The organism is Aureimonas endophytica, assembly GCF_014642635.1.
GTDB lineage: Bacteria > Pseudomonadota > Alphaproteobacteria > Rhizobiales > Rhizobiaceae > Plantimonas > Plantimonas endophytica.
Map to the genome: position 1 here is coordinate 422,288 of NZ_BMIQ01000003.1, position 22,893 is coordinate 445,180.

20 protein-coding genes are annotated in these 22,893 nt (G+C 70.0%); 7 read left to right on the plus strand and 13 right to left on the minus strand.

Annotated elements, in window-relative coordinates; all coding sequences use genetic code 11:
• Positions 1–3 precede the first annotated feature (3 nt).
• The 8 genes from IEY14_RS12115 to IEY14_RS12150 are packed head-to-tail and all read right to left on the minus strand — an operon-like array spanning position 4 to position 7,693.
• Entirely contained in the window at positions 4–1,383 is a 1,380-nt protein-coding gene (locus tag IEY14_RS12115; RefSeq protein WP_188908749.1) for a sigma-54-dependent transcriptional regulator, read from the minus strand.
• Entirely contained in the window at positions 1,373–3,169 is a 1,797-nt protein-coding gene (locus tag IEY14_RS12120) for a sensor histidine kinase (RefSeq protein WP_188908751.1), read from the minus strand. Before IEY14_RS12120 ends, IEY14_RS12115 begins: the two co-directional genes overlap by 11 nt.
• Positions 3,166–3,711, minus strand: coding sequence for a DMT family transporter (locus IEY14_RS12125; protein WP_188908753.1), 546 nt, complete (start codon positions 3,709–3,711; stop codon positions 3,166–3,168). Before IEY14_RS12125 ends, IEY14_RS12120 begins: the two co-directional genes overlap by 4 nt.
• The gene (locus IEY14_RS12130) at positions 3,708–4,844 is read right to left on the minus strand and encodes a GNAT family N-acetyltransferase (protein ID WP_188908755.1); all 1,137 of its coding nucleotides are present in this window, start codon (positions 4,842–4,844) and stop codon (positions 3,708–3,710) included. Before IEY14_RS12130 ends, IEY14_RS12125 begins: the two co-directional genes overlap by 4 nt.
• Positions 4,841–5,710 (minus strand): alpha/beta hydrolase, encoded by an 870-nt coding sequence (locus tag IEY14_RS12135; RefSeq protein WP_188908757.1) that lies wholly within the window; start codon positions 5,708–5,710, stop codon positions 4,841–4,843. Before IEY14_RS12135 ends, IEY14_RS12130 begins: the two co-directional genes overlap by 4 nt.
• Positions 5,707–6,057 carry a DMT family transporter gene (locus IEY14_RS12140; protein WP_188908759.1) on the minus strand — a complete coding sequence of 117 codons (351 nt, stop codon included), beginning with the start codon at positions 6,055–6,057 and terminating at the stop codon, positions 5,707–5,709. Before IEY14_RS12140 ends, IEY14_RS12135 begins: the two co-directional genes overlap by 4 nt.
• The gene (locus IEY14_RS12145) at positions 6,054–7,004 is read right to left on the minus strand and encodes an arginase family protein (RefSeq protein WP_188908761.1); all 951 of its coding nucleotides are present in this window, start codon (positions 7,002–7,004) and stop codon (positions 6,054–6,056) included. The genes IEY14_RS12140 and IEY14_RS12145 overlap by 4 nt, the downstream gene beginning before the upstream one ends.
• Positions 7,004–7,693 (minus strand): MtnX-like HAD-IB family phosphatase, encoded by a 690-nt coding sequence (locus IEY14_RS12150; protein WP_188908763.1) that lies wholly within the window; start codon positions 7,691–7,693, stop codon positions 7,004–7,006. Before IEY14_RS12150 ends, IEY14_RS12145 begins: the two co-directional genes overlap by 1 nt.
• 417 nt (positions 7,694–8,110) lie before the next feature.
• Here IEY14_RS12150 and IEY14_RS12155 point away from each other — a divergent pair, with 417 nt between their 5' ends.
• The 6 genes from IEY14_RS12155 to IEY14_RS12180 all read left to right on the plus strand — a co-directional run bounded on the left by IEY14_RS12155 (position 8,111) and on the right by IEY14_RS12180 (position 15,187).
• On the plus strand, positions 8,111–9,448 hold the full coding sequence (locus IEY14_RS12155) for an aspartate aminotransferase family protein (RefSeq protein ID WP_210318375.1): 1,338 nt from the start codon (positions 8,111–8,113) through the stop codon (positions 9,446–9,448).
• Between the two features lie 148 nt (positions 9,449–9,596).
• Entirely contained in the window at positions 9,597–9,947 is a 351-nt protein-coding gene (locus IEY14_RS12160) for an MbcA/ParS/Xre antitoxin family protein (protein WP_188908767.1), read from the plus strand.
• An 11-nt stretch (positions 9,948–9,958) separates the two neighbouring features.
• Positions 9,959–10,456: an RES family NAD+ phosphorylase gene (locus IEY14_RS12165; protein WP_188908769.1), complete on the plus strand. Its 498-nt coding sequence runs from the start codon at positions 9,959–9,961 to the stop codon at positions 10,454–10,456.
• 269 nt (positions 10,457–10,725) lie between these two features.
• Entirely contained in the window at positions 10,726–12,483 is a 1,758-nt protein-coding gene (locus tag IEY14_RS12170; protein ID WP_188908771.1) for an ABC transporter ATP-binding protein/permease, read from the plus strand.
• Positions 12,484–12,494: 11 nt separating this feature from the next.
• Positions 12,495–13,778 (plus strand): glucoamylase family protein, encoded by a 1,284-nt coding sequence (locus IEY14_RS12175; protein ID WP_188908773.1) that lies wholly within the window; start codon positions 12,495–12,497, stop codon positions 13,776–13,778.
• On the plus strand, positions 13,775–15,187 hold the full coding sequence (locus IEY14_RS12180; RefSeq protein ID WP_188908775.1) for a glycoside hydrolase family 15 protein: 1,413 nt from the start codon (positions 13,775–13,777) through the stop codon (positions 15,185–15,187). Before IEY14_RS12175 ends, IEY14_RS12180 begins: the two co-directional genes overlap by 4 nt.
• Here IEY14_RS12180 and IEY14_RS12185 read toward each other — a convergent pair.
• Positions 15,138–18,440, minus strand: coding sequence for a GH36-type glycosyl hydrolase domain-containing protein (locus IEY14_RS12185; protein ID WP_188908777.1), 3,303 nt, complete (start codon positions 18,438–18,440; stop codon positions 15,138–15,140). The genes IEY14_RS12180 and IEY14_RS12185 overlap by 50 nt on opposite strands.
• A gap of 168 nt (positions 18,441–18,608) precedes the next feature.
• On the opposite strand from IEY14_RS12185, the gene IEY14_RS12190 reads away from it, so the two are divergent.
• Positions 18,609–19,388, plus strand: a complete 780-nt coding sequence (locus IEY14_RS12190; RefSeq protein WP_188908779.1) for a hydroxypyruvate isomerase family protein — start codon at positions 18,609–18,611, stop codon at positions 19,386–19,388.
• 52 nt (positions 19,389–19,440) lie between these two features.
• On the opposite strand, the gene IEY14_RS12195 is transcribed toward IEY14_RS12190, so the two are convergent.
• The 4 genes from IEY14_RS12195 to rpsU form a co-directional block, all read right to left on the minus strand.
• Entirely contained in the window at positions 19,441–20,685 is a 1,245-nt protein-coding gene (locus IEY14_RS12195) for a DUF2254 domain-containing protein (protein WP_188908781.1), read from the minus strand.
• The gene (locus tag IEY14_RS12200) at positions 20,682–22,040 is read right to left on the minus strand and encodes a chloride channel protein (RefSeq protein ID WP_188908783.1); all 1,359 of its coding nucleotides are present in this window, start codon (positions 22,038–22,040) and stop codon (positions 20,682–20,684) included. The genes IEY14_RS12195 and IEY14_RS12200 overlap by 4 nt, the downstream gene beginning before the upstream one ends.
• 197 nt (positions 22,041–22,237) lie before the next feature.
• Complete coding sequence (locus tag IEY14_RS12205) at positions 22,238–22,510, minus strand: hypothetical protein (RefSeq protein ID WP_210318377.1); 273 nt, start codon at positions 22,508–22,510, stop codon at positions 22,238–22,240.
• 109 nt (positions 22,511–22,619) lie between these two features.
• A complete protein-coding gene (gene rpsU / locus IEY14_RS12210; RefSeq protein WP_188908787.1) occupies positions 22,620–22,877 on the minus strand; it encodes a 30S ribosomal protein S21 in 258 nt (85 codons plus the stop codon).
• Positions 22,878–22,893 lie beyond the last annotated feature (16 nt).

Sequence of the window (22,893 nt, forward strand, 5' to 3'; positions counted from 1 at the left end):
CGGTCAGGCCGCCACGACGCGGGCGACCACGATGCCGTGCTTCTTGATGCGGTGCCAGAGACTGCGCTCGTTGATGCCGAGAAGCTTGGCCGCCTCGACCTGCACGCCGCCGCTCTCGCGCAGCGCCGCGACGATCCGCGTCCGCTCGAACTCATCGAGCGCCGCGTCGAGATCGATCGGGAAGGCCGCCGCGTCGCGCGGCGCGGCGGGCCGCTGCGTCACGTAGGGCGGCAGATCCTCGACGCCGATCGAGTTGCCGTGCGAGGAGATCAGCGAGCGCTCGACGCAGTTCTGCAATTCGCGGATGTTGCCCGGCCAGTCGTAGCGCATCAGCAGGGCCTCGGCCTCCGGGCTGAAGCGCACGTCGCGCCGTCCGACCTGCGGCCCGATCTCCTCGGCGAAGCGTTTCAGGAAGAGCGGGATGTCGCTTGCCCGCTCGCGCAGCGGCGGCAGGCCGATCGGGAAGACGGCGAGGCGATAGAACAGATCCTCGCGGAACGTGCCCTCCGCCACCATGCGCTTCAGGTCGCGATTGGTGGCGGCGATGATGCGCACGTCGACATGGCGCGTCTGCGAGCCGCCGACCGGCTCGAACTGGCGCTCTTGAAGCACGCGCAGGATCTTCGCCTGGAGCGCCAGCGGCATGTCGCCGATCTCGTCGAGAAACAGGGTGCCGCCGTCGGCCTGGGCGAAGCGGCCGGCGCGATTGGCGGTCGCGCCGGTGAAGCTGCCCTTCACATGGCCGAAGAATTCGCTTTCGAGGAGCGGTTCGGGAATCGCCGCGCTGTTCACCGCGACGAAGGGCCGGCGCTGGCGCGGGCTGTTGAAATGGATGGCGCGGGCGATGACCTCCTTGCCCGTGCCGCTTTCGCCGGTGACGAGCACGGTGGTGCGCGAGGCCGCGACCTCCGTCACCGCCTTCAACACGTCCTGCATGCGGGGCGAGGTGCCGACGACGCCGTCCAGCCGATGCCGCCCTTCCAGCTCGCGATGAAGCCGATCGTTGTCGCGCAGCGCGTCGTGAAGGCGCAGCGCGTTCGCCACCGCCGCCTCCAGCTCGTCGAATTCGATCGGCTTGCCGATATAGTCGAAGGCGCCCTCCTTGATCATCTGCACGGCGTCGCGCAGCGTGGTGAAGGCGGTCATCACCACGACGGGCAGGATGGGATGGAGGCGGCGGATCTCGGCGAGGAGGTCGCGCCCGCTCATGCCGGGCATGCGGAGGTCCGTCAGCACGAGATCGACCGTCTCGCGTCCGAGCTGGACGAGGGCGTCCGGCGCGCTCGCCGCCGCGAGGACCTGATAGCCGAGGCCCTCCAGCATGCCGCCGAGCACGTCCAGAAGCCGTTCCTCGTCATCGACGATCAGAATGCTATGCGCCATGGCGAACCGTTCCGCCGGCGGGCGCGCCGGCCAGGGGGAGCGTCAACTCGAAGGCCGCGCCGCCGCCCGGCGCGTTGCGGGCCTCGATCCAGCCGCCGTGACTTTCGACGATCGCGAAGACCGTCGCAAGGCCGAGCCCAGTGCCGGTCTGCTTGGTGGTGACGAAGGGATCGAAGATCCGCTCGAGAAGATCCGGCGCGATGCCGGGCCCGTTGTCGGTGACGGTGACGGCGAGAGCCTTGTCGGGTGCCGGAGCGATCGCGATTCGAAGGCGCCCGCCAGCCACCCCGGCCATGGCGTCGAGCGCGTTGAGGATGAGGTTCAGGAAGGCCTGGACCATCTGGTCGAGATCGACGGCAAGGCGCGCCTCGCCCGACCGGTCCTCCACCTCGAGCGCCACGCCGCGCGCCGCGATCTCCTCGCCGCAGAAGCCGAGGACGCGGGCGACGAGCTCGGCCGGCCGGATCTCGCTCGTGCGCTGCGCCGGCCGCGCGAAGATCAGGAAGTCGCGGATCAAGCGGTCGATGCGGCGCACCTCCTCGGCGACATAGCCGAGCCGCCGGGCATCCGCCTCGCTGAGATGGGGACCCCGCTGGACGAGCTCGGCCGTCGTCTTGATGATGCCGAGCGGGTTGCGCACCTCGTGGGCGAAGCCGGCGGCGACCTCGCCGAGCGTCGCGAAGCGCTCCTTGCGCCGCAGGCGGGCCTGGAGCAGGCGATAGTCCTGGAGCTGCGCCGCCATGGTGTTGAAGGCGAGCGCCAGCCGGTCGAGCTCGTCGCCGCCGGTGACGGGGATGTGCTGGCTGAAATCGCCCCGCGCCACCGCGTCGACGCCCCGTCCCAGCCGCCCGACGCGGCGGGTGAGGAAACCCGACAGGGCGATGCCGGCGACGACCGCCAGCGCCATGCCGGTGGCGAAGATCGTGCCGAGAAGCAGCCAGGGCGAGCCGAGCAGCGGCCGGCCGCCGAGATCGATGTCGAAGGAACAGGCGACGACGCCGACCAGCCGGTCGCCGGCCTTGATCGGCGCAAGGACGCCGATGGCCGAGCCGGTGCCCGACCAGGGGGAGTCGAGATAGCGCCCCGGCGGCAGGGCGGCGAGCCGGGCCAGCGTCTCGGCGTCCGGCACGGCCGCATTGCCCTTGCCGCCGGAATCGTAGACCGCGCGGAAGGCGCCGTCGATGTCGTAGAACAGCGTCAGGCCGAGCGAGCCGATCGTGTTGATATCTTCGATGAAGGCGGCGTCGAGGAAATTGCCGACGAAGACCTCGACGGGGCCGCCGGCGCTGTCGACCCGCTCCTCGCCGCCGGTCGCGAGGATCAGCTGGCCGCCGCCCCGGAAGAGATACACGTCGCGGCCGTTCTCGAAGGGCAGGCGCGTCAGGCTGTCGAAGGGCCGGCTCGTATAGAGGAGATGGCCATCCGGCTCGCGCACGGTGAGGATGTCGTAGCCGAGCGCATCGAGAAGATGCGGCTCGTCGCGCGCCGGCGCCGACCCGGCGCGCGCCGCCGCGACGATCCGGTCGAGATGGTGCCGCGTGACGAAGCCCCGGATCACCGGCACCGCTTCGTCGCCGCCGCGCGCGATGCTCGTCGTGAAGAAGCGCGTGATCTGGAACAGCCAGGATTCGACATTCTCCGTATAGGTCGCGGAGACAGCGGAGGCGGCGATCTGCGAGGTAATCAGCATCGGCACGACGCTGACGGCGACGAGCACCGCCACTAGCTTCCAGCGCAGGGACTCGCGCCAGAGCCGCCAGAGCCGCCAGAGCCGGGCAAGACTCACGTCGCCTCGTTTCCCATCACGACGAGGCCGGCGAGGATTAGAAGGATGCCGGCGCCGCGCGCCGGGCCAACCGCCTCGCCGAAGCCGAGAACACCCGCCGCGACGATGGCGAGGGCGACGACCGCGCTCATCGGAAAGCCGCGCGACAGCGGCACCTTGTCGAGGATCGCCATCCAGGCGGCGAAGGAGCCGAGATAGCCGAGCGCGCCGACGATCACCCATGGCTCGGCGAGCGCCGCGCGCAGGAAGGCCGCGCCGAAGGGCAGTCCCGCCAGCCCCTCGCCCCCCGCCTTCATCGCCGCCTGCGCGAGCGTCTCGCAGGCGACGAGCGCCGCCCAGGCGGGGAGCATATGCAGGAGAGAGAGCGTCGGAGCGCGGTCGATCCCTGCCTCCTTGAGGGGCGTCGAGCCTTGCGGCGGTGGCCCTCCTTGCCGGTGCTCGGCACCGTCCTCCGGGCTGCTGCCCAGCTTCCCCTCAAGGGAAGAGCGCACCGCGTCGGGAGGCGCCACCGCCGCGAGCGGGGCGGCCGCTCGGCCGCTCATGCCTCCGCCTCGACGAGTCCGGCAATGGCCGGATCGAAGCGGTCGAGCCGGACGAGGCGGGCGATCTGGAGGAGGATGGTGTTGATCACCGGATTTCGATGCCGGAAATACTGCGCGTTGGGCGACAGGCGGCAGCCGAGCTTCAGCTTCGGGCCGTAGAAGGCCTGACCGCTCTGATAGACCGGCCTGCCGTTCTCGATGCACCAGGCGACGTTGACCATCCAGCTGTTGAAGTAGAAGTTCAGCTTGCGCGCCACGGCGTAGTCCATGCCGACATATTTGTCGATCAAACGGTCTTCCGCCTCGATCACGAAATTGAAGCCGAACAGCCGCTCCTCGTGGAAATAGAGGATCACCGCCGCATGCGGCGCCAGATGGCGCAGCACCGTCGGGAAATAGTCGCGCGGCAGATATTCGAACTGCAATTCGCTGTTCTCCACCGTCTGGCTGTAGAGGGCATGGACCTCGTCGGCCACATCGTCGATGGTCCGGCGGCGCTCGATGCGGACCGCGGCGAAGGCCTTCGCCTTGCGCCGCAGATCCTTGCGCGTCGCCTTGCCGAGGCTGGCGAGATAGGCGTCGAGACTGGCATAGGGCAGCGGCAGGCTGGCGGTCGGCAGACCGGGCAGGAGCGCGAAGCCCGCCCCTTCCGCCAACGGCTCCCAGAGGGCGCGGTCGGCCTCGGCGGCGTCCTTCACCGCGAAGAGGCCGTAACCGCGCGCCGCAGCGAGTTCCCGGGCCTCGTCGACGAGCCGGGTGAGATGCGCCGCCCGGCTGCCCGGCGCGACACGCGGCGCGAAGCCGACATGGCAGACCTCGGCGACCGGCGAGCCGAGCGCGAAGAGATCGAGTTCCATCAGCCGGGGCAGATGCCGGTGCAGCCGATCGGATATGCGGCGCAGCGGTCCTTGGAGTGTCGTGTCGACGCGATAGCGCGTGCCGAAGGCCGGCACGATGGCGAGCGGCCCGTCTCCGTCGGCGAGAACCGCGTAGAACCAGGTGAAGCCCGGCGGACCGGCGAGCTCGCAGGCGCGGTAGAAGTCGTAATTCTCTGCCTCGCGCGGAAAACAGGCCTCCCAGGCGGTGCGGCCGATCGCCTCGATGCCGGGCAGAAGCGCGACGGCGGCGCTCATGCCAGCGCCTCGACGAGCGGCGCGACGGCCGCGATCCCGCTCGGCGCTCCATGCCGGCGCAGGAAGGCGAGGGACAGGTCGGCGACGCGGTCGCGCTCCCGGTCGACGGTGATCATGTGATAGCTGTCGTGGAGGAACTCGATCTCCGCCGGGCCGCCGAGCCGTCGCTGGAGATAGCGGGCATTCCTCGGGCTGCTGACATCGTCCTCCACGGCCTGGACGATGAGGCTCGGCACGGCGATTGCCGGCAGACGCGCCTTCACCGCCCGGATCAGCTTCAGAAGCTGGTGGAGGCTCTGGCCCGGCGTGTCGAGAAGGCCCGCCTCCTCGCTCCGGCCCTTAGTCATCGCCGCGACGATCCGCTCGCGCAGCCGATCGTCCTTCAGCCCGTAGGGATGGGCCTCGCGGAACCGATAGAAGCGCCCGAAGCCGAGCGCCAGCGCCGGCGGCAGCAGGACATGGCCGCGCGGGATGCTCCAGCCATCGTAGAAGAGGGTCGGCGAATAGAGGAGCGTGCCGCGCAGGGCCGGCCCCAGTTCGGCGGCGGCGTGAAGGGCGAGGAGCGCCCCCATCGACAGTCCGCCGACAAAGACCTTCTCGTGGCGGCGCGTCAGCCGCTCGGCCGCCGCGACGGTGGCCTCCGCCCAGTCCGTCCAGCGCGTCGCCAGGAGATCGGCCTCCGTGCCGCAATGGCCCGGCAGCTTCAGGCCGTGCACGGTGAAGCCCGCCTGGGCGATGCGCCGGCCGACGAGCTTCATCTCGGCCGGAGTGCCGCCGAGGCCATGGACGAGGAGAAGGGCGGCATCGCCGCCGGGAAAGGCGAAGCCGTGGCCGGACAGGATCGCGTCGTGAAGGGGAGCGTTCATGCGCTGGCTCCGACAAGGGCCGCACCGGCGGCGATGAGAAGGGTGGCGAGAAGGCGCCGGCGCGGCACCGCCTCGCCGAGAAGGAGGCGGCTGGCGATAAGGACGCCGCCATAGGAAAGGGTCGCGAGGGGAAAGGCGACGGAGAGGTCCGCGCGCGACAGGACGAAGAGCCAGGCGACGAACTCAACCCCATAGGCGAGGATGCCGAGGGCGATCACCGGCGAGCCGAGGACGCGGGCCGGAAGGCCCGTCTGCGGCGCCCGGTCGAGTCCGAGCTTGAAGAGGATCTGGCCGGCGACGTCGAGAAGGATGGTGAGGCCGAGCGCCAGCGCCGTCGCACCGCTCATTGCAGCGCCTCGAAAGCGCCGATGAGGACGCGATTGGTCGCCGCATTGCGTTGGAGTCCCCGTTCCACGGCCTGCGGCGTCGGGCGGGGCGGTTGGTCGAGGACGGCCTCGGCGAACTTCATCGGATGGCGATGGGCGAGCGTCGCGTATTCGCCGCAGATGTCGGCGCCGACGATCTCGCAGCGCGCGGCGATCTGCGGCAGCGCCGCGAGCAGATGGGCGAGCGGCATCCGGCCCTGGTCCCAGTTGGTGAAGGCCTCGTCCGGGGCGAGCACGTCCTTGTCGATGGTGATCCAGACGCGACGCGTCGGCAGGGCGTCGAGAATTTCCGCCAGCGCGGCGGCGAAATCCTCCTCGTCGAGATTGCGCCAGAGGATGGCGCCGTTCCGGTAGCGGTGGCCCGGACCGTCGGCGACACCGCGCCGGGTCTCCGTCGGGGGCCGGCGCCAGGCGAAGACCTGATGGCGTCCTTCGGAAAGCGCGGCGAGATTAGCGCCCTTGCGGTCCGGCCGATCGAGATCATCGCTGCACGGACCGATCGTCACGACGCGGTGCACATGGTTCTCGGCGAGCGCCATGTTCACCCAGCCACCGCAATGACGGGTGGGAAAGCAGCGGCACCAGTCCGGGTGATTGTCGAAATGAAGGACCGAGAGCGGTCCCGTCGCGCGGGCGATGAGCGCGGCGGAGACATGGTGATAGTCGCCGGAGCCGACGAGGGTCAGCGGAAAGCGCGCCGCCGCGCCCGCCGTCGCGGTCTCGGCCTCGGCGAGCGCTTGTTCCAGCCGCGACCAGCTGCGCCCGTCCGACCAGAGGCGCAAGGCGCGGCCGAGGCCGGAGAGGTCGAGGCGGACGGCGCTGCCCTCCGCCAGCCGCGCCGCGAGCATCGGCTGCCCCGGGAGGCTGCCGTCGAGGTCGAGAAGGCGGAGCGACGGGGCGTTGCCCATCACGCCGCCTCCGTCGCGGCCGCCGGGTGCCGCGACCGGTCGCCGAGAAGCCGCATCGCCACCGGCAGGAGGCCGGTCAGTTCCGCGAAATCGCCGAAGACGAGATGGCGGCGTCCGGTCCGGGCGCAATGGGCGGCGAGCGCCTCCTTGGCCAGCACGAGATCCACGGCGGCGCTGGCGCAGAAATCCGAACGGCCGTCGCCGATCAGCACGGTCGGCCGCGCCGACGCGCGGATCGCCACGGCGCATTTGCAGGTGCCGGAGGCGGCGCGGCACCCGGCATCGGCATGGGGACTTTCGAGCCGGTAGCGCCGCTCGCCCTCGGCGACCAGCCGGTTGGCGACGATGTCGAGGCCTCGAAGCCCATGACGCGCGAGAACGCGCCGGATCGCGTAGTCGATGCCGTCGCTGACGATGGTAAGGCGAATGCCGAGCCGCGCCGTCGCCGCGAGGAAGGCAGGAAAGCCCGGATCGATCTCGACCGCGTCGAGCGCCGCGTCGAGCGCCGGCCGCGAGGCCTCAATCAGCCCCACCTGCCGCGCCATGCATTCGCGCGAACCGATGGCGCCGGCTTTCCACAGGCGTTCTAGGTCCTCCCAGCCCGGCAGGGCGAGGCGCTCGAGGAGATGGTCGGTGACATCCGTCCGGGAAACGGTGCCGTCGAAGTCGCAGAGAATATCGAATGCCATGGCGAGATGTCCCTGGGCGAAGCGTCCTTGCACGGCGCCGGCCCGTCCGGCCCTCGCCCGCCCCTTCCATGGCAAGCGGCGTGCCAGACCGCTCGCGCCCCTTGTTTCACGACGTCGCGCCGCGATCGCGCTCCGTCCCGCCCCGGCAGCGTCCTCCAAAATTTGGAGGCGCCCGGCCGTGACGGCGCCGTGGAACCGTTGGCGCCCCCGCGAAGCCCCGTCACGCCGGGCCTTTGTCCCCGTCCTCCAAAAATTGGAGCGTCCCTCGCGTCTTGGAGGCGCCGCGCCGGGGTCCCGCCGGTCATTCCGGCACCAAGGCCCGCCGCGATGGGACTTGGGCGAGTTGGCACGGCTCTTGCGGATTGGGTGGCGGACCGGTCGGGCCCTGTGCAGCCCGCCTTCGCCTGGAGACTTGCCGTGAACATCGCCCTGAAGCTCGACCGCCGCACGCTGGCCAGCGCCCAGCTTTTCGCCGACGCCCAGCGCGTCATTCCCGGCGGGGTCAATTCGACGGCCCGCGCCACCTGGTCGGGCTGGGAACCCTATCCGATCTTCGTGGCGAGCGGGCACGGCGCCCATGTCGTCGATGTCGACGGCAACGACTATGTCGACTACCTGCTCGGCCTCGGGCCGATGATCCTCGGCCACCGGCCGGCGAAGGTGACGCGCGCCGTGGTGCGGCAGATCGAGGAGGTCGGCACGGTCTTCGCCCTGCCGGCGGCGGCCGAGGCGGAGCTCGCCCGCAAGATCGTCGCCGCCGTGCCGAGCGTCGAGATGGTGCGACTATCGAATACCGGCACGGAGGCCGTGCTCTACGCGACGCGTCTCGCCCGCGCCTTCACCGGGCGGCGCCGGATCGTGCGCTTCGAGGGCATGTATCACGGCTTTTCGGACGCGGTTTACTGGAGCAAGCATCCCGATCTCGCCAGCGCCGGGCCGGACGAACAGCCGGTGCCGGTCGCGCAAGGGCCGGGCCTGCCGAAAGGTGTCGAGGACAATCTGCTGATCCTCCCGTGGAACGATGTCGAGGCATTGCGCGAGGCGATCCGCGTCCATGGCCACGAGATCGCGGCCGTCCTCACCGAGCCGATGATGTGCAATACCGGCTGCATCCTGCCCCGGCCCGGCTATCTGGAGGCCATGCGCGAGCTGACGGCGGCGGCGGGCATCCTTCTCATCTTCGACGAGGTGATCACCGGCTTCCGCCTCGGTCTCGCCGGCGCCCAGGGCGTCTTCGGCATCACGCCCGACCTCTCGGTCTTCGCCAAGGGCCTCGGCGGCGGCTTCCCGGTGGCGGCGGTCGGCGGAAGGCGCGACGTGATGGCCCTCGTCTCCGACGGCACGGTCTCGCTCGCCGGCACCTATACGGCGAACGGCATCGCGGTCGCGGCGGCGAACGCGACGCTGGACGAGCTCGCCGTCCCCGGCGCCTACGACCGGCTCTACGAGACCTCTGATCGGCTGCGCCACGGCCTCGCCGAGATCTTCGCCCGCAGCGGCCTTCCGGCCCATGTCGTGGGGCTCGGCCCGGTCTTCCAGGTCTGGTTCGCGGACGGCCCGATCCACAGCTATCGCGACGCGGAGCGCCGGGCCGACCAGGCGATGTTCCGCCGCTGGTGGCTCGGCATGATCGAACGCGGTGTCCTCTTCCATCCGGGTGCCTACGAGAATCTCTTTGTGTCCTTCGCCCATACGAAGGCGGATATCGACGTCACCCTCGCGATCGCCGCCGAGGTCGTCGCGCGGCTCCGATAGTCCGAACGACGGAAGCGTCCGGCGCGCGGACCAGGAGAGCGGCGCTCCGACGTCTCGGGGCGGTCGCCGTGTCTTCTCCCTTGATCGCCACACCAACTGACGCCATATTGCGTCAGGCAACATGGCAGATACGACTGGAACGCGCCCGATGAGCCTGATCCGCTATGCCGACGAGGGGTTCTTCGCGCCGGCTAAGATCGCGGATGTCTTCCGGACCACCCGCGAGGAGATCGCCCGCAGCGCGGGCCTGGGCCGCGACGCGGTGCAACGCAAGGATCGTGTCCGGTCGGACCGGACGCAGCGCCGTCTGCGCGAGGTCGTCGAGATCGTCAATAAGGTGGAGCCGCGCTTCGGCTCGGCCCTCCTCGCTTATGCCTGGTTCCGGTCGGAACCCCTGGCCGGCTTTTCCGGCCAGACCGCGATGCAGCTCGTCCGAAGCGGCCGGGCGGAAGAGGTGCTGGACTATATCGACGCGGTGGATGCGGGCATCCACGCCTGACCGGCCCCGCCATGCGCTATCGCGGTCTCTTGTTCCGCGCCCTCAATCCCGTCTTCGCGCGCGAGCCGCTCTCGGGCCGCGGCGCCGAGATCTATGGCGGTCGCTTCAACCCGAAGGGCATGCCGGCGCTCTACGCCTCCCTGTCCATCATGACGGCGCTGCGCGAGGCCAATCAGGTCGGCAGCCTGCAGCCGACGGTGCTCGTCTCCTACGAGGCCGCGATCGAGCGCGTCTTCGACGCGACGGATGCCGGACTGCTGCAAGCGGCGGGCCTCGACCCGGCGGCCCTGGCGGACCCGTCCTGGCGGGACGAGATGAAGAGCCGAGGCGAAGCCGCCACCCAGGCCTTCGCGCGCCGGCTGTTCGCCGAAGGGTTCGACGGCCTTCGCGTTCGAAGCTTCGCGCCGGGGGCCGGCGCCAAGGATCTGAACCTCGTTCTCTGGCGCTGGGGAGCCTTCGGCACCTCGCGCCTGACGCTGATCGACGACGAGAACCGCCTATCGCGCTAGGCGCCGGCAGCCTGCGGCACCAGGCAGCGGCCGCCGCCCCCTTGACGGTCGTGTCCGCAGGACTTGCTAACCCTTAGATGAACGGCCGCGTCCGGACCGGGAACGCCCCTGCGGGCGCCACCGGTCCGGCCTCGGCCCCGGATCGACATCTCGAGACGCCCTCGGCGCGTCGGCTGGACTTCTTCGTCTTGCCGGAGGCGCGCCTTCCGGAGAAAGGGATCGGCTGCATGAGCGAAGCACCGGCGCAAGGCTTCGGGACAGAGGCCAGGATGATCACGCTCGCGTTCTGGAAATCGCCCCAGCGCAACAAGATCCTTCTCCTGGCTCTGGCGCTGGTGTTCGTCGTCGGGGCGGTGGCCTATGCCCAGATCTGGCTGAACGCCTGGAACCGGCCCTTCTACGACGCCCTGGCCCGGAAGGACTTCCCGGCCTTCGTGCGCCAGCTCGGCGTCTTCGCGGGTCTCGCCAGCGTCCTTCTGGCCCTCAACGTCGCGCAGCTCTGGCTCAACCAGACGGGCAAGGTGGCCCTGCGCGAGGGGCTGGTGCACGATCTTCTCGACGAATGGCTGAAGCCCCTGCGCGCCTTCCGGCTCTCCAATGCCGGCGAGATCGGCGCCAATCCCGATCAGCGCATCCACGAGGATGCGCGACATCTCACCGAGCTCTCGGTCGATCTCGGCATCGGCCTCCTGCAGGCGACGCTGCTTCTCCTCAGTTTCGTCGGCGTCCTGTGGAGCCTGTCGCGCAGCCTGGTGCTGCATATCGGCGGCCAAAGCTTCACGCTGCCGGGCTACATGGTGTGGAGCGCACTTCTCTATGCCGGCGCGGCCTCGCTCCTGTCCTGGTGGGTCGGGCGACCGCTGATCCAGCTCAACGCCGCGCGCTATGCCCGCGAGGCCGAACTGCGCTTCGCCCTCGTCCGCATCAACGAGAGCGTGCGAAGCATCGCCGCCTATGGCGGGGAGGGGGACGAGAGGGCGAGGGTCGAGACGATCTTCCAGACCGTGCTCGCGACCTCGCGCCGGATCGTCGGCGCGGTCACCCGGTTGACCTGGGTGACGGCGGGCTATGGCTGGTTCACCCTGATCGCGCCGATCCTGGTGGCCACCCCGATCTACTTCAACCCCAATGCCAATTTGAGCTTCGGCGAACTGATGATGATCGTCGGCGCCTTCAACCAGGTGCAGCAGTCGCTGCGCTGGTTCGTCGACAACTTCTCCGTCATCGCCGACTGGCGGGCGACGCTGATCCGCATATCGAGCTTCCGGCGCACGATCCTGGCCATCGATACGCTGGGACGCACCGAAGGCCGGATCACCTTCGAGAAGGACGGTCCGTGTTTCCGCTTCGAGAATCTTTGCATCGCGGCGCCCGAGTGCTGCCGGCTGAAGGAGACGGCGGTCGAGCTCAAGCGCGGCGAGCGGGTGTCGGTGGTCAGCGAGACCGGGCAGCAGCATAGTCTGCTGTTCAGCACCCTGGCCGGCCTCTGGCCCTGGGGTAGCGGACGCATCGTCCACCCACCGCGCCGGTCCGTCATGTTCATGCCGGCGCAGGCCTATATGCCGCCCGGCACGCTGCGCGCGGCGATCACCTATCCCCATTCCGAACGGACGCAGGACATCGGCAAGATCGCCAAGGCATTCGAGGCTCTCGGGCTCGAACGCCGGCTCGGCGCGCTCGATAAGGTCGATCGCTGGGACCAGCTCGGCAATGACGAGCGCCAGCGTCTGGCCTTCGTGCGGGTGATCCTGCAACGGCCCGACTGGCTGGTGCTCGACGACGTGCTAGATCCCTTGGAGGACGAGACTCGGGCCCGGGTCGAGGCGCTGTTCGACAACGAGCTGAAGGATATGGGCATCATCAGTCTCGGGGATGCCGAGCCCGACAAGCTGTTCACGCGGGTCCTGCATCTGGTGGCGAACCCGGCCGGCGAGTGCTTCGAGCCGGTCGCGAGCGCCCAGGCGGCGGCGAAGGCGGCGGTGCAGGAGCCCGAGCGGTCGGCGCAGCAGACGGTGCCCGCGCAATGAGGGGAGACGGCATGCCGCAGGCAGGAGCGCAGAAGCGGGGGACCATCGCGCGGGGCGGCACCCTGACGGACGGGCAGCTGCTCGACCGCGTGCAGCAGCAGTCCTTCCTTTACTTCTGGGAGGGCGGCCATCCCGTCAGCGGCCTGGCGCGCGACCGCATCCCGCGCGACGGGGTTTGCGAGGACGATAAGGTGGCGATCGGCGCCTCCGGCTTCGGCGTCATGGCGATCATCGTCGCCTGCGAACGCGGCTGGGTGACGAGAACCGAGGCCGTGGCCCGCATCGGCCGCATGCTCGACCTTCTGACCGAGGCGCCCTGCTATCACGGCCTCTTCCCGCATTTCATGAACGGCGCGACCGGTGCCGTAATCCCGTTCGGACGCAAGGACGACGGCGGCGATCTCGTGGAATCGGCGCTGCTGCTCCAGGGCCTCCTCTGCGCGCGGGCCTATTTCGACGGCGAGACGGATGGCGAGCGGCGCCTGCGCGGGGCGGTCACCTATCTGTGGAACGACGCGGAATGGAGCTGGTACACGCAGGGGCGCGAGGTGCTGACCTGGCATTGGAGCCCCACGAACGGCTTCGCGCTCAACCATCCGGTGCGGGGCTGGAACGAGTGCCTGATCGCCTATGTTTTGGCGGCTTCCTCGCCGACCTTTCCGATCGCGCCGGCCGTCTATCATCGTGGATATGCGGAAGGGCGCTTCTTCCTCAACCGCCGCATGCAGGAGGATATCGAACTGCCGCTCGGCCCCGATGGCGGCGGCCCGCTCTTCTTTGCGCATTACTCCTTCTGCGGCCTCGATCCGCGCGGCCTGCGCGACGCCTATGCGGACTACTGGGAGCAGAACGTCCGCCACACCCTGATCAACCGCGCCTACTGCATCCGCAACCCGAAGGGCTTCAAGGGCTATGGGCCGAACTGCTGGGGCCTGACCGCCAGCGACTCGATCGGTGGCTACGACGCGCATGCGCCGGACCACGATCTCTCGGTGATCAGCCCGACGGCCGCCCTATCGAGCCTGCCTTACGCGCCGGCCGAGGCGATGGCGGTGCTGCACCATCTCCACGACGATCTCGGCGACCGTCTCTGGGGCCGCTACGGCTTTCTCGACGCCTTCAGCGAGGAGCATGGCTGGGTGGCGGACTGGTTCCTCGGCATCGACCAGGGGCCCATCGTCACGATGATCGAGAACCATCGCAGTGGGCTGATGTGGCGTCTCTTCATGAGCGTTCCGGAGGTGCGGACCGGCCTCGCGCGATTGGGCTTCCAGTCCCCGGCGCTCTCGGCATGACCGATACCGACACCGATCTCGACGGCTGGATCGCCGGGCAGGCCGAGATCGCCGCGACGGCGATGCTGCGGGCCATCTCCGCCACGGACCTGGTGAAGCATCGGCCGGGATTCGGGCAGACGGTCGTTCCCCTCCCGGGTTCCGTGCTGGCCTCGCCGGTGCCGGCCTCCTACGACCCGGATCCCGACTATTTCTTCCACTGGTACCGCGATTCCGCCATCGTCATCGACGCGCTGCGCGTGGCGCGGATCGAAGACCTCGTCGGCGATGTCGCCGAGACGCGCCTGCGGGAATTCGTCGAATTCACGCTGTCCCTGGATCGGATGGACCGCGACGGCCGTCCCGCCCATGCGAGGTTCCGGCAGGGCACCACGCCGGACTTCCTGCGCTTTGTCCGCGACGAGGCCGAGATCGGCCGCTGGACGGCGGATTGGGTGCGCGGCGAGACGCGCGTCAACCCGGACGCCACGCCGGACTTCACCCGCTGGGACCGCCCGCAAGCCGATGGCGTCGCCTTGCGGGCCATCGCGCTTCTGCGCTGGCCGAACGGCGCGGACGAGGGCCTGCGCACCGGCCTGCGGGCGGTGATCGAGGCCGATCTCGCCTTCACCCTCGCGCATGGCCGCGAGCCCTCCTTCGACATCTGGGAAGAGGAGCTCGGGCACCACTACTATACGACGCTCGTCCAGGCCGAGGCGCTCGGCCTCGGCGCGGCCTGGTTCGCCGAACTCGATCGACCCGTCGAGGCGCGGGCCTGCGCGGTGGGGGCCGACGAGCTCGCGTCCCGGCTCGGCGAGTTCTGGGACGGGAGGCTCGGCTTCATCCGCTCGCGGCGGGGCGTTTCGGGCGGCTCGGAGCGGAAGGCGCTCGACGCCGCCACGCTTCTCGCAGTGATTCATGCCGGCCGGGCGTCGGGGCCGCACAGCATCCTCGATCCCCGGGTCCAGGCGGGCGTCACGGCGCTCGAATCCCTGTTCGAGACCGCGTACGCGATCAATCGCGACCGGCCGGCCGACCGGGGACCGGCGCTCGGCCGCTATGCCGGCGACGCCTATTACAGCGGCGGCGCCTATTATTTCTCGACGCTCGCGGCGGCCGAGTTCTACTATCGGCTGTCGGCGGCCTTGCGGGACGGCGCGGACCTGCCGGCCGCCGCCGAGAACGGGCGCTTCCGCGAGCGCCTTCCGGCGGGCCGCGACCGGCCGGCGAGCGCGGCGGCGGCCTTGCGCCAGGGCGATGCCATCATGGCGACCGTCAGGGCCTACACGCCGGCCTCGGGCGCGATGTCCGAACAGTTCGACCAGGGGACGGGCGAGCAGACCTCGGCCCGGCATCTCACCTGGAGCTACGCGGCCTTTATCACGGCGGCGGCGGCGCGTTCGGCCGCGACAGGTCGCCGTCGAGCCTGAGGTCCCGCAAGGGCGAAGGCAGACACGGCACTCGCTCGCGCCGGCCGAACATCCGGCGAAGGCCGAGCGCGTGGCGGACGAGCATGTTTACGTAGAGCGCCGGTCCGCTCGAATAGATGCGCCAGCCGCCGTCGACCGCGATCGTGCCCTCGCGAACGCGCCCCCATTCGGCGCTCGCCTGATAGCGGTCGCGGAAGGCGGCGTCGCTGCTGGAAAAGTAGGTGTTGCGTTGCCGCAGCGCGGCGTGGCCCAGGCGGTCGGTCACGGAGATCGGGTTGACCACCGCCAGCGCATCCCACAGCGCCTGCGGCTCGCCGAGCATCGCCATGGCTTCGGCATAGCGCAGATGCGAATGCGTATACATCAGCCCGATTTCCCGGCCGAAGAAGGCCGCCGACTCGGCGCGCCGGAAGATCGTCTCCGGGCCGCCATGATAGGCGAGCGGGCGCTCCATCAGCCGCACCCCGTCCGGAAAGGCGAGATGCTCGTGGATGAGATCGCGATGATGACGCGCCTGTTCCGGCGTGAACAGCCCGCCGATGATGCCCTGCGTCATCGGCAGCAGGGAGGCGCGCAGGCCTGTGCGCCGGTCGGCCGGATGCAGCAGGAGTTCCGGCTCGCCGCCGTCCGGCGGGAAGATCGCGTAGCCCGCGACCGTGCCGTCGCGCATCAGGAGGCGCTCGAAGTCGGCGTGCATCCGGTCGCCGAGCGCCGCGAGGCCCGCGGCCCGCTCCGCGTGGCCGGCGCGGCGCTGGATCTCGGCATAGCGGCTAACCTGCTGGGCGAGAAGCGCGACGGTCCAACTGCTGACCATCCGGTCGCGCAACTCGGGATCGACGGGCTGGAGGGAGTCGTTCCAGTCGCCGTGGCCGTAGCGGATGAGCGCGGTGCCGGGCACGAACCGCTCGCCTACGGCCGCGAGCAGCCCCTCGACATGCGCCGAGACCGGGGTGACGGCTCCGATCGGCCGCGCCGCGTCCTCGCGCCGCCAGGGCACCGGCTCGTCCAGGATCGCCAGATCATTGGTCGCCTCGATATAGTCGCACAGCGCCTTCAGCGGCCAGACGATGACGTCGCCATGCGCCTCCCGGCCCCTTATCTCGGCATAGGGTTCCAGCATGAACCATTGCGGCCAGTCGCGGGCCGCCTCGTCCTGCTGGGCGAACAAAAGACGCAGGATCTCCTTCACCGGGGCGTCGTGCTCCAGCGCCAGGAGAAGCTCGACCGGCCCCTGGCAGACGTCGCGCGTGCCCCAGGCGGCTCCGGTATATTGCTCCAGCCCGTGCGGAACGGTCAGATGCACCATCGCGTCATGCACGAGCCAGGGGAAGGCGGTGTTGACGGCCTCGACATCGGCGTTTCCCGAAATGCCGCCGAGACGAAGATCCCGGCTCACCTGCCGCCAGAAGCCGCCCGTCTTCCGGCGCGTGGCCGCCTCGTCGCCGTCGCGCGCGACCCGATCCGCCAGCGCTTCCGCTGCCGCCGCATCCGTCAGCGAGCCGGTGACGGCGAAGGCGAGCGCATGGGTCGGCACGGTGCGGATCGCCGCGTAGCCGCCGCTGCCCCGGAGGCCCTCCGCGTCGAGCAGTTCGTCCCCGCCGAGCGCGTCCACACAGGCCGGGTCGGCGACGACCAGCCGGTAGCTGGCGTCCGGATAGGTGCGGCCCCACAGATCCTCCGGGTCGGGCCGGAACGTGAAGCACCGGGCGGAGCGGTCGACGGCGACGCGCCCCCGATGCGCGAATTCCCGCGATCCGAGCACGAGACGGCCGAAGACGAGGAGGCGGCAGGGCGCTCCGTCGACAGCGACACGCCAATGCAGCGCGGGCTCGTCGGCCGAGATCACGGCCGATACCGTGACCGTGCGACCGGGTGTCCGGTAGATCCACCGGCAGTCCCCGAGCCCCATCTCGAAGGCGGAAGGCACCGCGAGCAGGCGCCAGCCTTCCTCGGTTTCGATCAGCATGCGCAGCCCGCCGTCGCGCAGGATGTTGAACGGATCGCGCGAGACCGAGAAGAGCTGGTGAAACGAGGTGTTGCCGATGGTGAGCTGGGCGCCGAACACGCCGTGCATCCAGGCGGTCGCGCTGAGCGTCGCCTCGTCCGGCAGCATGGCCCGCCCGCTGCGCAGGATCGCGCCGTGGCGCCGGGCCACCAGAAGCTCCTTGTCCCGCAGCACGACATGCCGGTCGTGGCCGTCGCCCGGGACGAAGAAGGACAGAAGGCGTCCCTCGCGATGCTCCTCGTGCCGCCGTTCCGGATAGAGCGCCGCGATCGCTTCCGCGTCCAAGGGCTCCGAACGAAGCGCCAAAGCATCCTGAAGGAGGTTCCGTCGCGGCGTCGCGGTCGGAACCTCGCGCGGGACGAAGGTCGCGCCCGCCCGTTCGGCCATGGCCACGACGGCGAGATCCGCGTCGCCGGAAGCCGCGGGGTGATCGGGCTGGTAGAGGCCGAAGAAGGTCCAAGCGGCACTTTCTCCCGGCGCTATCGTCGCGGGCCGCGACTGGAGCGCGGCGCAAGCCGTCTCGGCCTGCAACCGGACGGAGGGCAGATCGCTGCCGAAGCCGGCCTCCAGTTCGTCGGCATCGCGGAAGGCCGGTCCCATCACCTGCCGGGCATCGGTGGCGAAGGCCGCCGCGCCGTCGAGACAGCCATGCGCCGCCCAAGGATGGGTCTCCCCCGAGCCGACACCGGCTTGCGCGAGATTCTGGCGGGTCATGAGCACCGGCCCGATCCGCTCGTGCCGGGCGACATGGTGATCGAGATATTGCGAGGCATAGGCCTCGTTGCCCATGAGAAAGCCCTGATCGCCGAGACCGAGGTCCTGGACGAGGACGGCGTCGCAGGAGAGGGGCTCCGCCGAGCCGTTCTCGACCTCCACGCGCCAGAGCCAGAGCGCGCCGGACGGCGCGAGCGACAGGGTCAGGCGATAGGCGAGGCCCCGATCCTCGCCCTCCCAGACGGCGCGGTCGCGATCGACCCCGAAGCGGCCGCGCGCGCGGGGTCCGCAAAGGTCGAGCTGCCGGGCGTCGGGACCACCGATGCGCAGCGTGATCCGTGCCAGCCCGCATCCGAGGGGCGAGCCGAGGACCTGCCCGATGAGGATGCGGTGTCCCCCGGCCTCATGCGCGAGCCCGAAGACGGTCCCGTTCGGCAGAAGATCGCAGACCAGGCCGCCGTCACCGGCGATCCGGCGCAGGCCGAGTTCGTCCTGCCGAGGTGTCGAGAACGATGCTGAAGGGACCTGCTCCACGACCGCGTGCTCCGAAATTTACGCCTTCGCATGATGTAGGGCGCCACTGGGGGCCGCGCCCTAGCGCGGCATGCCAGCTTTTTGCGATGAGGCATCGCCGCGCCGCCCCTGCGGCCGCTTCGGGGAACGCGCGCTTCGAGATAGGGTGCGACGGATGAGGAGAGCCGCATGATCGCGTCGTCGACGATTCCCCTGTCGGCCAATCTGGGCTTCCTGTGGGGCGAGCTGGCATTGCCCGACGCCATTCGCAGCGCCAAGCGAGCGGGCTTTGCCGCCGTCGAATGCCACTGGCCCTTCGAGACCGATCCGGCCGCCGTGGCGGACGCGCTCGCCGAAACCGGCCTTCCCATGCTCTCGCTCAACACGCGGCGCGGGAAGCCCGGCGAAAACGGGCTGGCCGCTCTGCCGGGGCGCGAAGGAGAAGCGCGCGACGCCATCGCGGAGGCGGTCCGGTACGGCGCGCGGATCGGGGCGCGCTCGGTCCATGTCATGGCGGGGGCGGCCCGTGGGCTGGCGGGCGCGGAGGAGACCTTTCTGGCCAATCTCCGCTTCGCCGCCGATCTTGCGGGCGGCAACGGCATGGGCGTCCTCGTCGAACCCCTCAATCCGAGAGACGCGCCGAACTATCTCCACGCGACCGTCGAGGAGACGGCCGCGCTTCTCCATCGCCTCGACCGGCCCGAAGTGCGCATCCTCTTCGACTGCTATCACCAGCAGATCATGGGCGGCGACCTTCTCAGGCGCTTCACCGCCCATCGGCACCTCATCGGGCACGTCCAGTTCGCGGCCGTCCCCTCGCGCGCCGAGCCGCATGGGGGCGAGGTGGCCTATCCCTGGCTCTTTCGAGCCTTCCGGGAGGCTGGTTACGAAGGCCATTTCGGCGCCGAATACAGGCCCGCCACCACAACCGGGGCGGGCCTTGCATGGATGCGAGAATTCAAGGGCTGACGGCGATCCGCCGTCTCGCCCCGCGGAAGATCGGCAGGACGGCATTGGGCAATCAGATTTCCGATGCCAGCGCTCGCAGCGCCTGCTTGTCGGTCTCGAGGTCGAGAGCGAGTTCGGCCCGCTCCAGGGCCAGGCGCGCGTGCCGCCTTGCGGCATCCGCGAAGCCGGGATGGTCGAGGCGCGATAGCGTGCGCAGCGCCTTCTGAAGGCGGATGCCGACCTCCACCACGCCCGCGCCGTCCCGGCCGACCGCCAGGAACGCGTCGTCGAAGAGATCGTCGACGCGAAGCGGCGGCACGAAGACATTGTCGATCGCGCCCTCCTCGGCATCGGTCGGCGCGGCCCAGGCGGCGAGAACGCGCAGCAGGCGCCCGATCACGTCGACCGCCGTGCCGAGATCGTTGGTGGCGGGCGACAGAGCTCGGCTGGCGACCTCCGTCAGGACACAGATGCCGAAGCGCGGGTCCTGATCGAAGGATCGCCGGTCGCCGATCGTGAAACATGCCGAGAGCGCGGCCTCGTCGGCCGGTCCCCCGTCCACCGCGAGGATCGGTTCGGTCGGATCGGCCAGCTCGCCGGGAAGCCGGAGCACGAAGAGGCGGGCATCGGCGGCGGCGGCGAGTTGCGACAGGGCCTCGACATCGATGTGCTGCACGTAGCCGATGGCCCGCGAGGCGACGAGCCTGGCGCCGGAGGGCAGCCCGGCCCGCCGGTCCGCCAGCGGCCGGCAGCCGAGATAGGGCGTGCTGCGGCGCTCGCGGATCGCCTCGATCGCCGCTTCCTCGACCCTCTGCGTCGTTTCCGTCACCCGGCCGAGGCGCGAGAGGTGGTCGATCCAGCGCAGCAGCGTCACCAGGATGAAGCCGATGACGAGGATCGTGACGCCGAAAAGGACAACGCGCCCCTCTTCGCCATAGATGCCGGTGGACAGAGCGATGATGCCGACGAGGCTGAACAGGAAGGAGCCGATGAAGGTCGACAGCACGTTCTGGGTGGTCGAGTCCTCCATGATGAGGACATTGGCGCGGGGCGTGACGTTGCTGGTCGCGGCCGAATAGGCCGAGACCATGGTGGAGAGCGAGAAGGTCGTCACCGTCAGCATCGAGGAGGCGAGGATGCCGAGGATGTTGTCCACCGCGTCCGCTCCGATCCTGGCGGAAAGGCTCCACGAGATGTAGGGACTCGCCCAGGCGCCCAGCAGGGCGGTCGCGATGGCCAGGGCCGAGAACAGCCCGGCGCGGAACCAGATCCGCCGGGTCAGTCGGCGAAGGAGCCAGCGCCAGCGCCCGAGCGTCATGCGGTCTTCTCCATCTCGTCGGTCCGGCGGCGGCGCAGCACGTCGGCGACGTAGTTGCGCGACAGGCTGTGATAGAGCGGCCCGCCCGACACGAGGCGGGCCGTGCCGAAGCCGATGAGCGAGGCCAGCATCACCGGCACGACATTGCCCTGGTTGCCGGTCATTTCGAGGATGATGACGAAGGCGGTCATCGGCGCCTGGACGACGCCGGCGAAATAGCCGGCCATGCCGAGCGTGGCGGCGATGCCGGTGCTGCCCCCGAGCACGAGGCCGAGGGTCGAGCCGAGACCGGCCCCGACGGAGAGCGAGGGCGCGAAGATGCCGCCGGGAATGCCGGACACCATCGAGGCGAGCCCGGCCGCGAACTTGGCGAGAAAGAAGAAGGCGGGCAGGGGCGTTCCCTCGACGGCGGCGCGCGCCTGCTCGTAGCCCGTGCCATAGGTCGTTCCGCCGGTGAAGAGGCCGATCAGCGCGACAACGAGACCGCAGCCGGCGGCGATGCCGACGATCCGACCGGGCGCGCCTTTCGTCCAGCGCCGGATCCGCCGGATCAGGCTGAGGGCGCCGGCGCTGAAGAGCGCGCCGAGCGCGCCGCCGGTGATTCCGCAGAGGACGACCAGAACCCAGCCGCTCGCCGAAGCGACGCTGGCCTCGCTGCGACCGAAATAGGTGTAGTTGCCGGTCAGCGCCAACGAGGCGAGGCCGGCCAGGACGACGGCGGACAGGACAAGACCGTTGGTGCGCGCCTCGTAGGCGCGGCCCATTTCCTCGATCGCGAAGACGATGCCGGCGAGGGGCGTGTTGAACGCCGCCGCGATGCCGGCCGCGGAACCCGCCAGGATCAGCCCCCGCGCCTGCGCCATGCCGCCGAGGCGGCCCGCCGCCAGCATGATGGCGGCTCCGACCTGCACCGTCGGCCCCTCGCGGCCGATCGAGGCGCCGCACAGGAGGCCGACGAGGGTAAGGACGATCTTGCCGGAGGCGACACGCAGGGACAGAAGGAGACCGCGATCCTCGTCACGCTCCAGATGGCGGGCGGCGATCGCCTGTGGAATGCCGCTTCCCTGAGAATTGGGGAAGAAGCGCAGCGCCAGATAGCTCGACAGGGCGAAGCCGAGCGGCGGCAGGAGAAGCGCCGCGATCGGTCCTTGGGAAGCCTGCGCGTGCAAGGCGGCGAAGACCTGCTGCGCCCAATCGGCCAGCCTGGCGAAGACGACGCTGACGAGCCCCACCGCCAGGGCGCCCGACCAGAAGACGAGACGCGGGCGCCAGAGGCGCTTCGACATCCAGACCGCGCGGGAGCGCCGCAGCATGGGGACGCGCCCGAGCCGGCGTCCCGGCGATCGTCGATTCATCTTCTGCACCGGGCGGGACCATGGCTTCCAGACGGAACCCGTGATGGCGAAACCGGCGGCGATTGTCGAGCGGGATCGGCGCGGGCAGTTCGATCTCGTTGCCGATGGCAGTCAGCGTCAGCGTGAGCCGATCAAACCCTTTTCCGAGACCCCGGACCTTGCGCCGGGTCTCGGCGTCGGCGCGCCCGGCGCCGGCTTCAGGCCTCGCCGCCGGTGCCGGTCCTCGCCCGGACGGATTGGCTTCGCGACGCCCGCGCCGCGCCCCGCCGGTCCTCCGACCGCAACAGCCGCAGGGCCTCCCGGCCCGCTGGCGTCAGCCGGAACCAGCAGGAATAGCGCCAACCGATATCGAAGCGCACGAGATCCTTGCCGACCAGACGCTCGCAGACGGCGATCTGATGCGCGGTCAATTCCTCGGCTTCGAGGCCGACCGCGTCCTCGGCCGACCCGTCGTTGAGAAGTTCCAGCATGACGCGCTGAGGCTTCGTCAGGGCGCCAAACCGCCATTCGCTGTTTCTCAAGGCCGGATATCCTTTATTTCGGTGCTCGGTTGATCGCAGACAGCATTCCGACGGGCGATCAGGAACTCCGCGCCGGCCGGGCGACCTTCGGCTCGGCCCGCTTCGGCGCCGGCAGAAGACCTTCGCGCTGCGCCAGCTTGCGCGCCGCCTTGCGGCTGCGGCGGATGGCTTCCTGTTTCTCGCGGACGCGCCTTTCGGACGGTTTCTCATAGGCGCGCCGTGCCCGCATCTCGCGAAAGACGCCTTCGCGCTGCAGCTTGCGCTTGAGCGCGCGCAGCGCCTGCTCGACATTGTTGTCGCGAACGTCGACCTTCATTCGGTCTCTCCTGCCT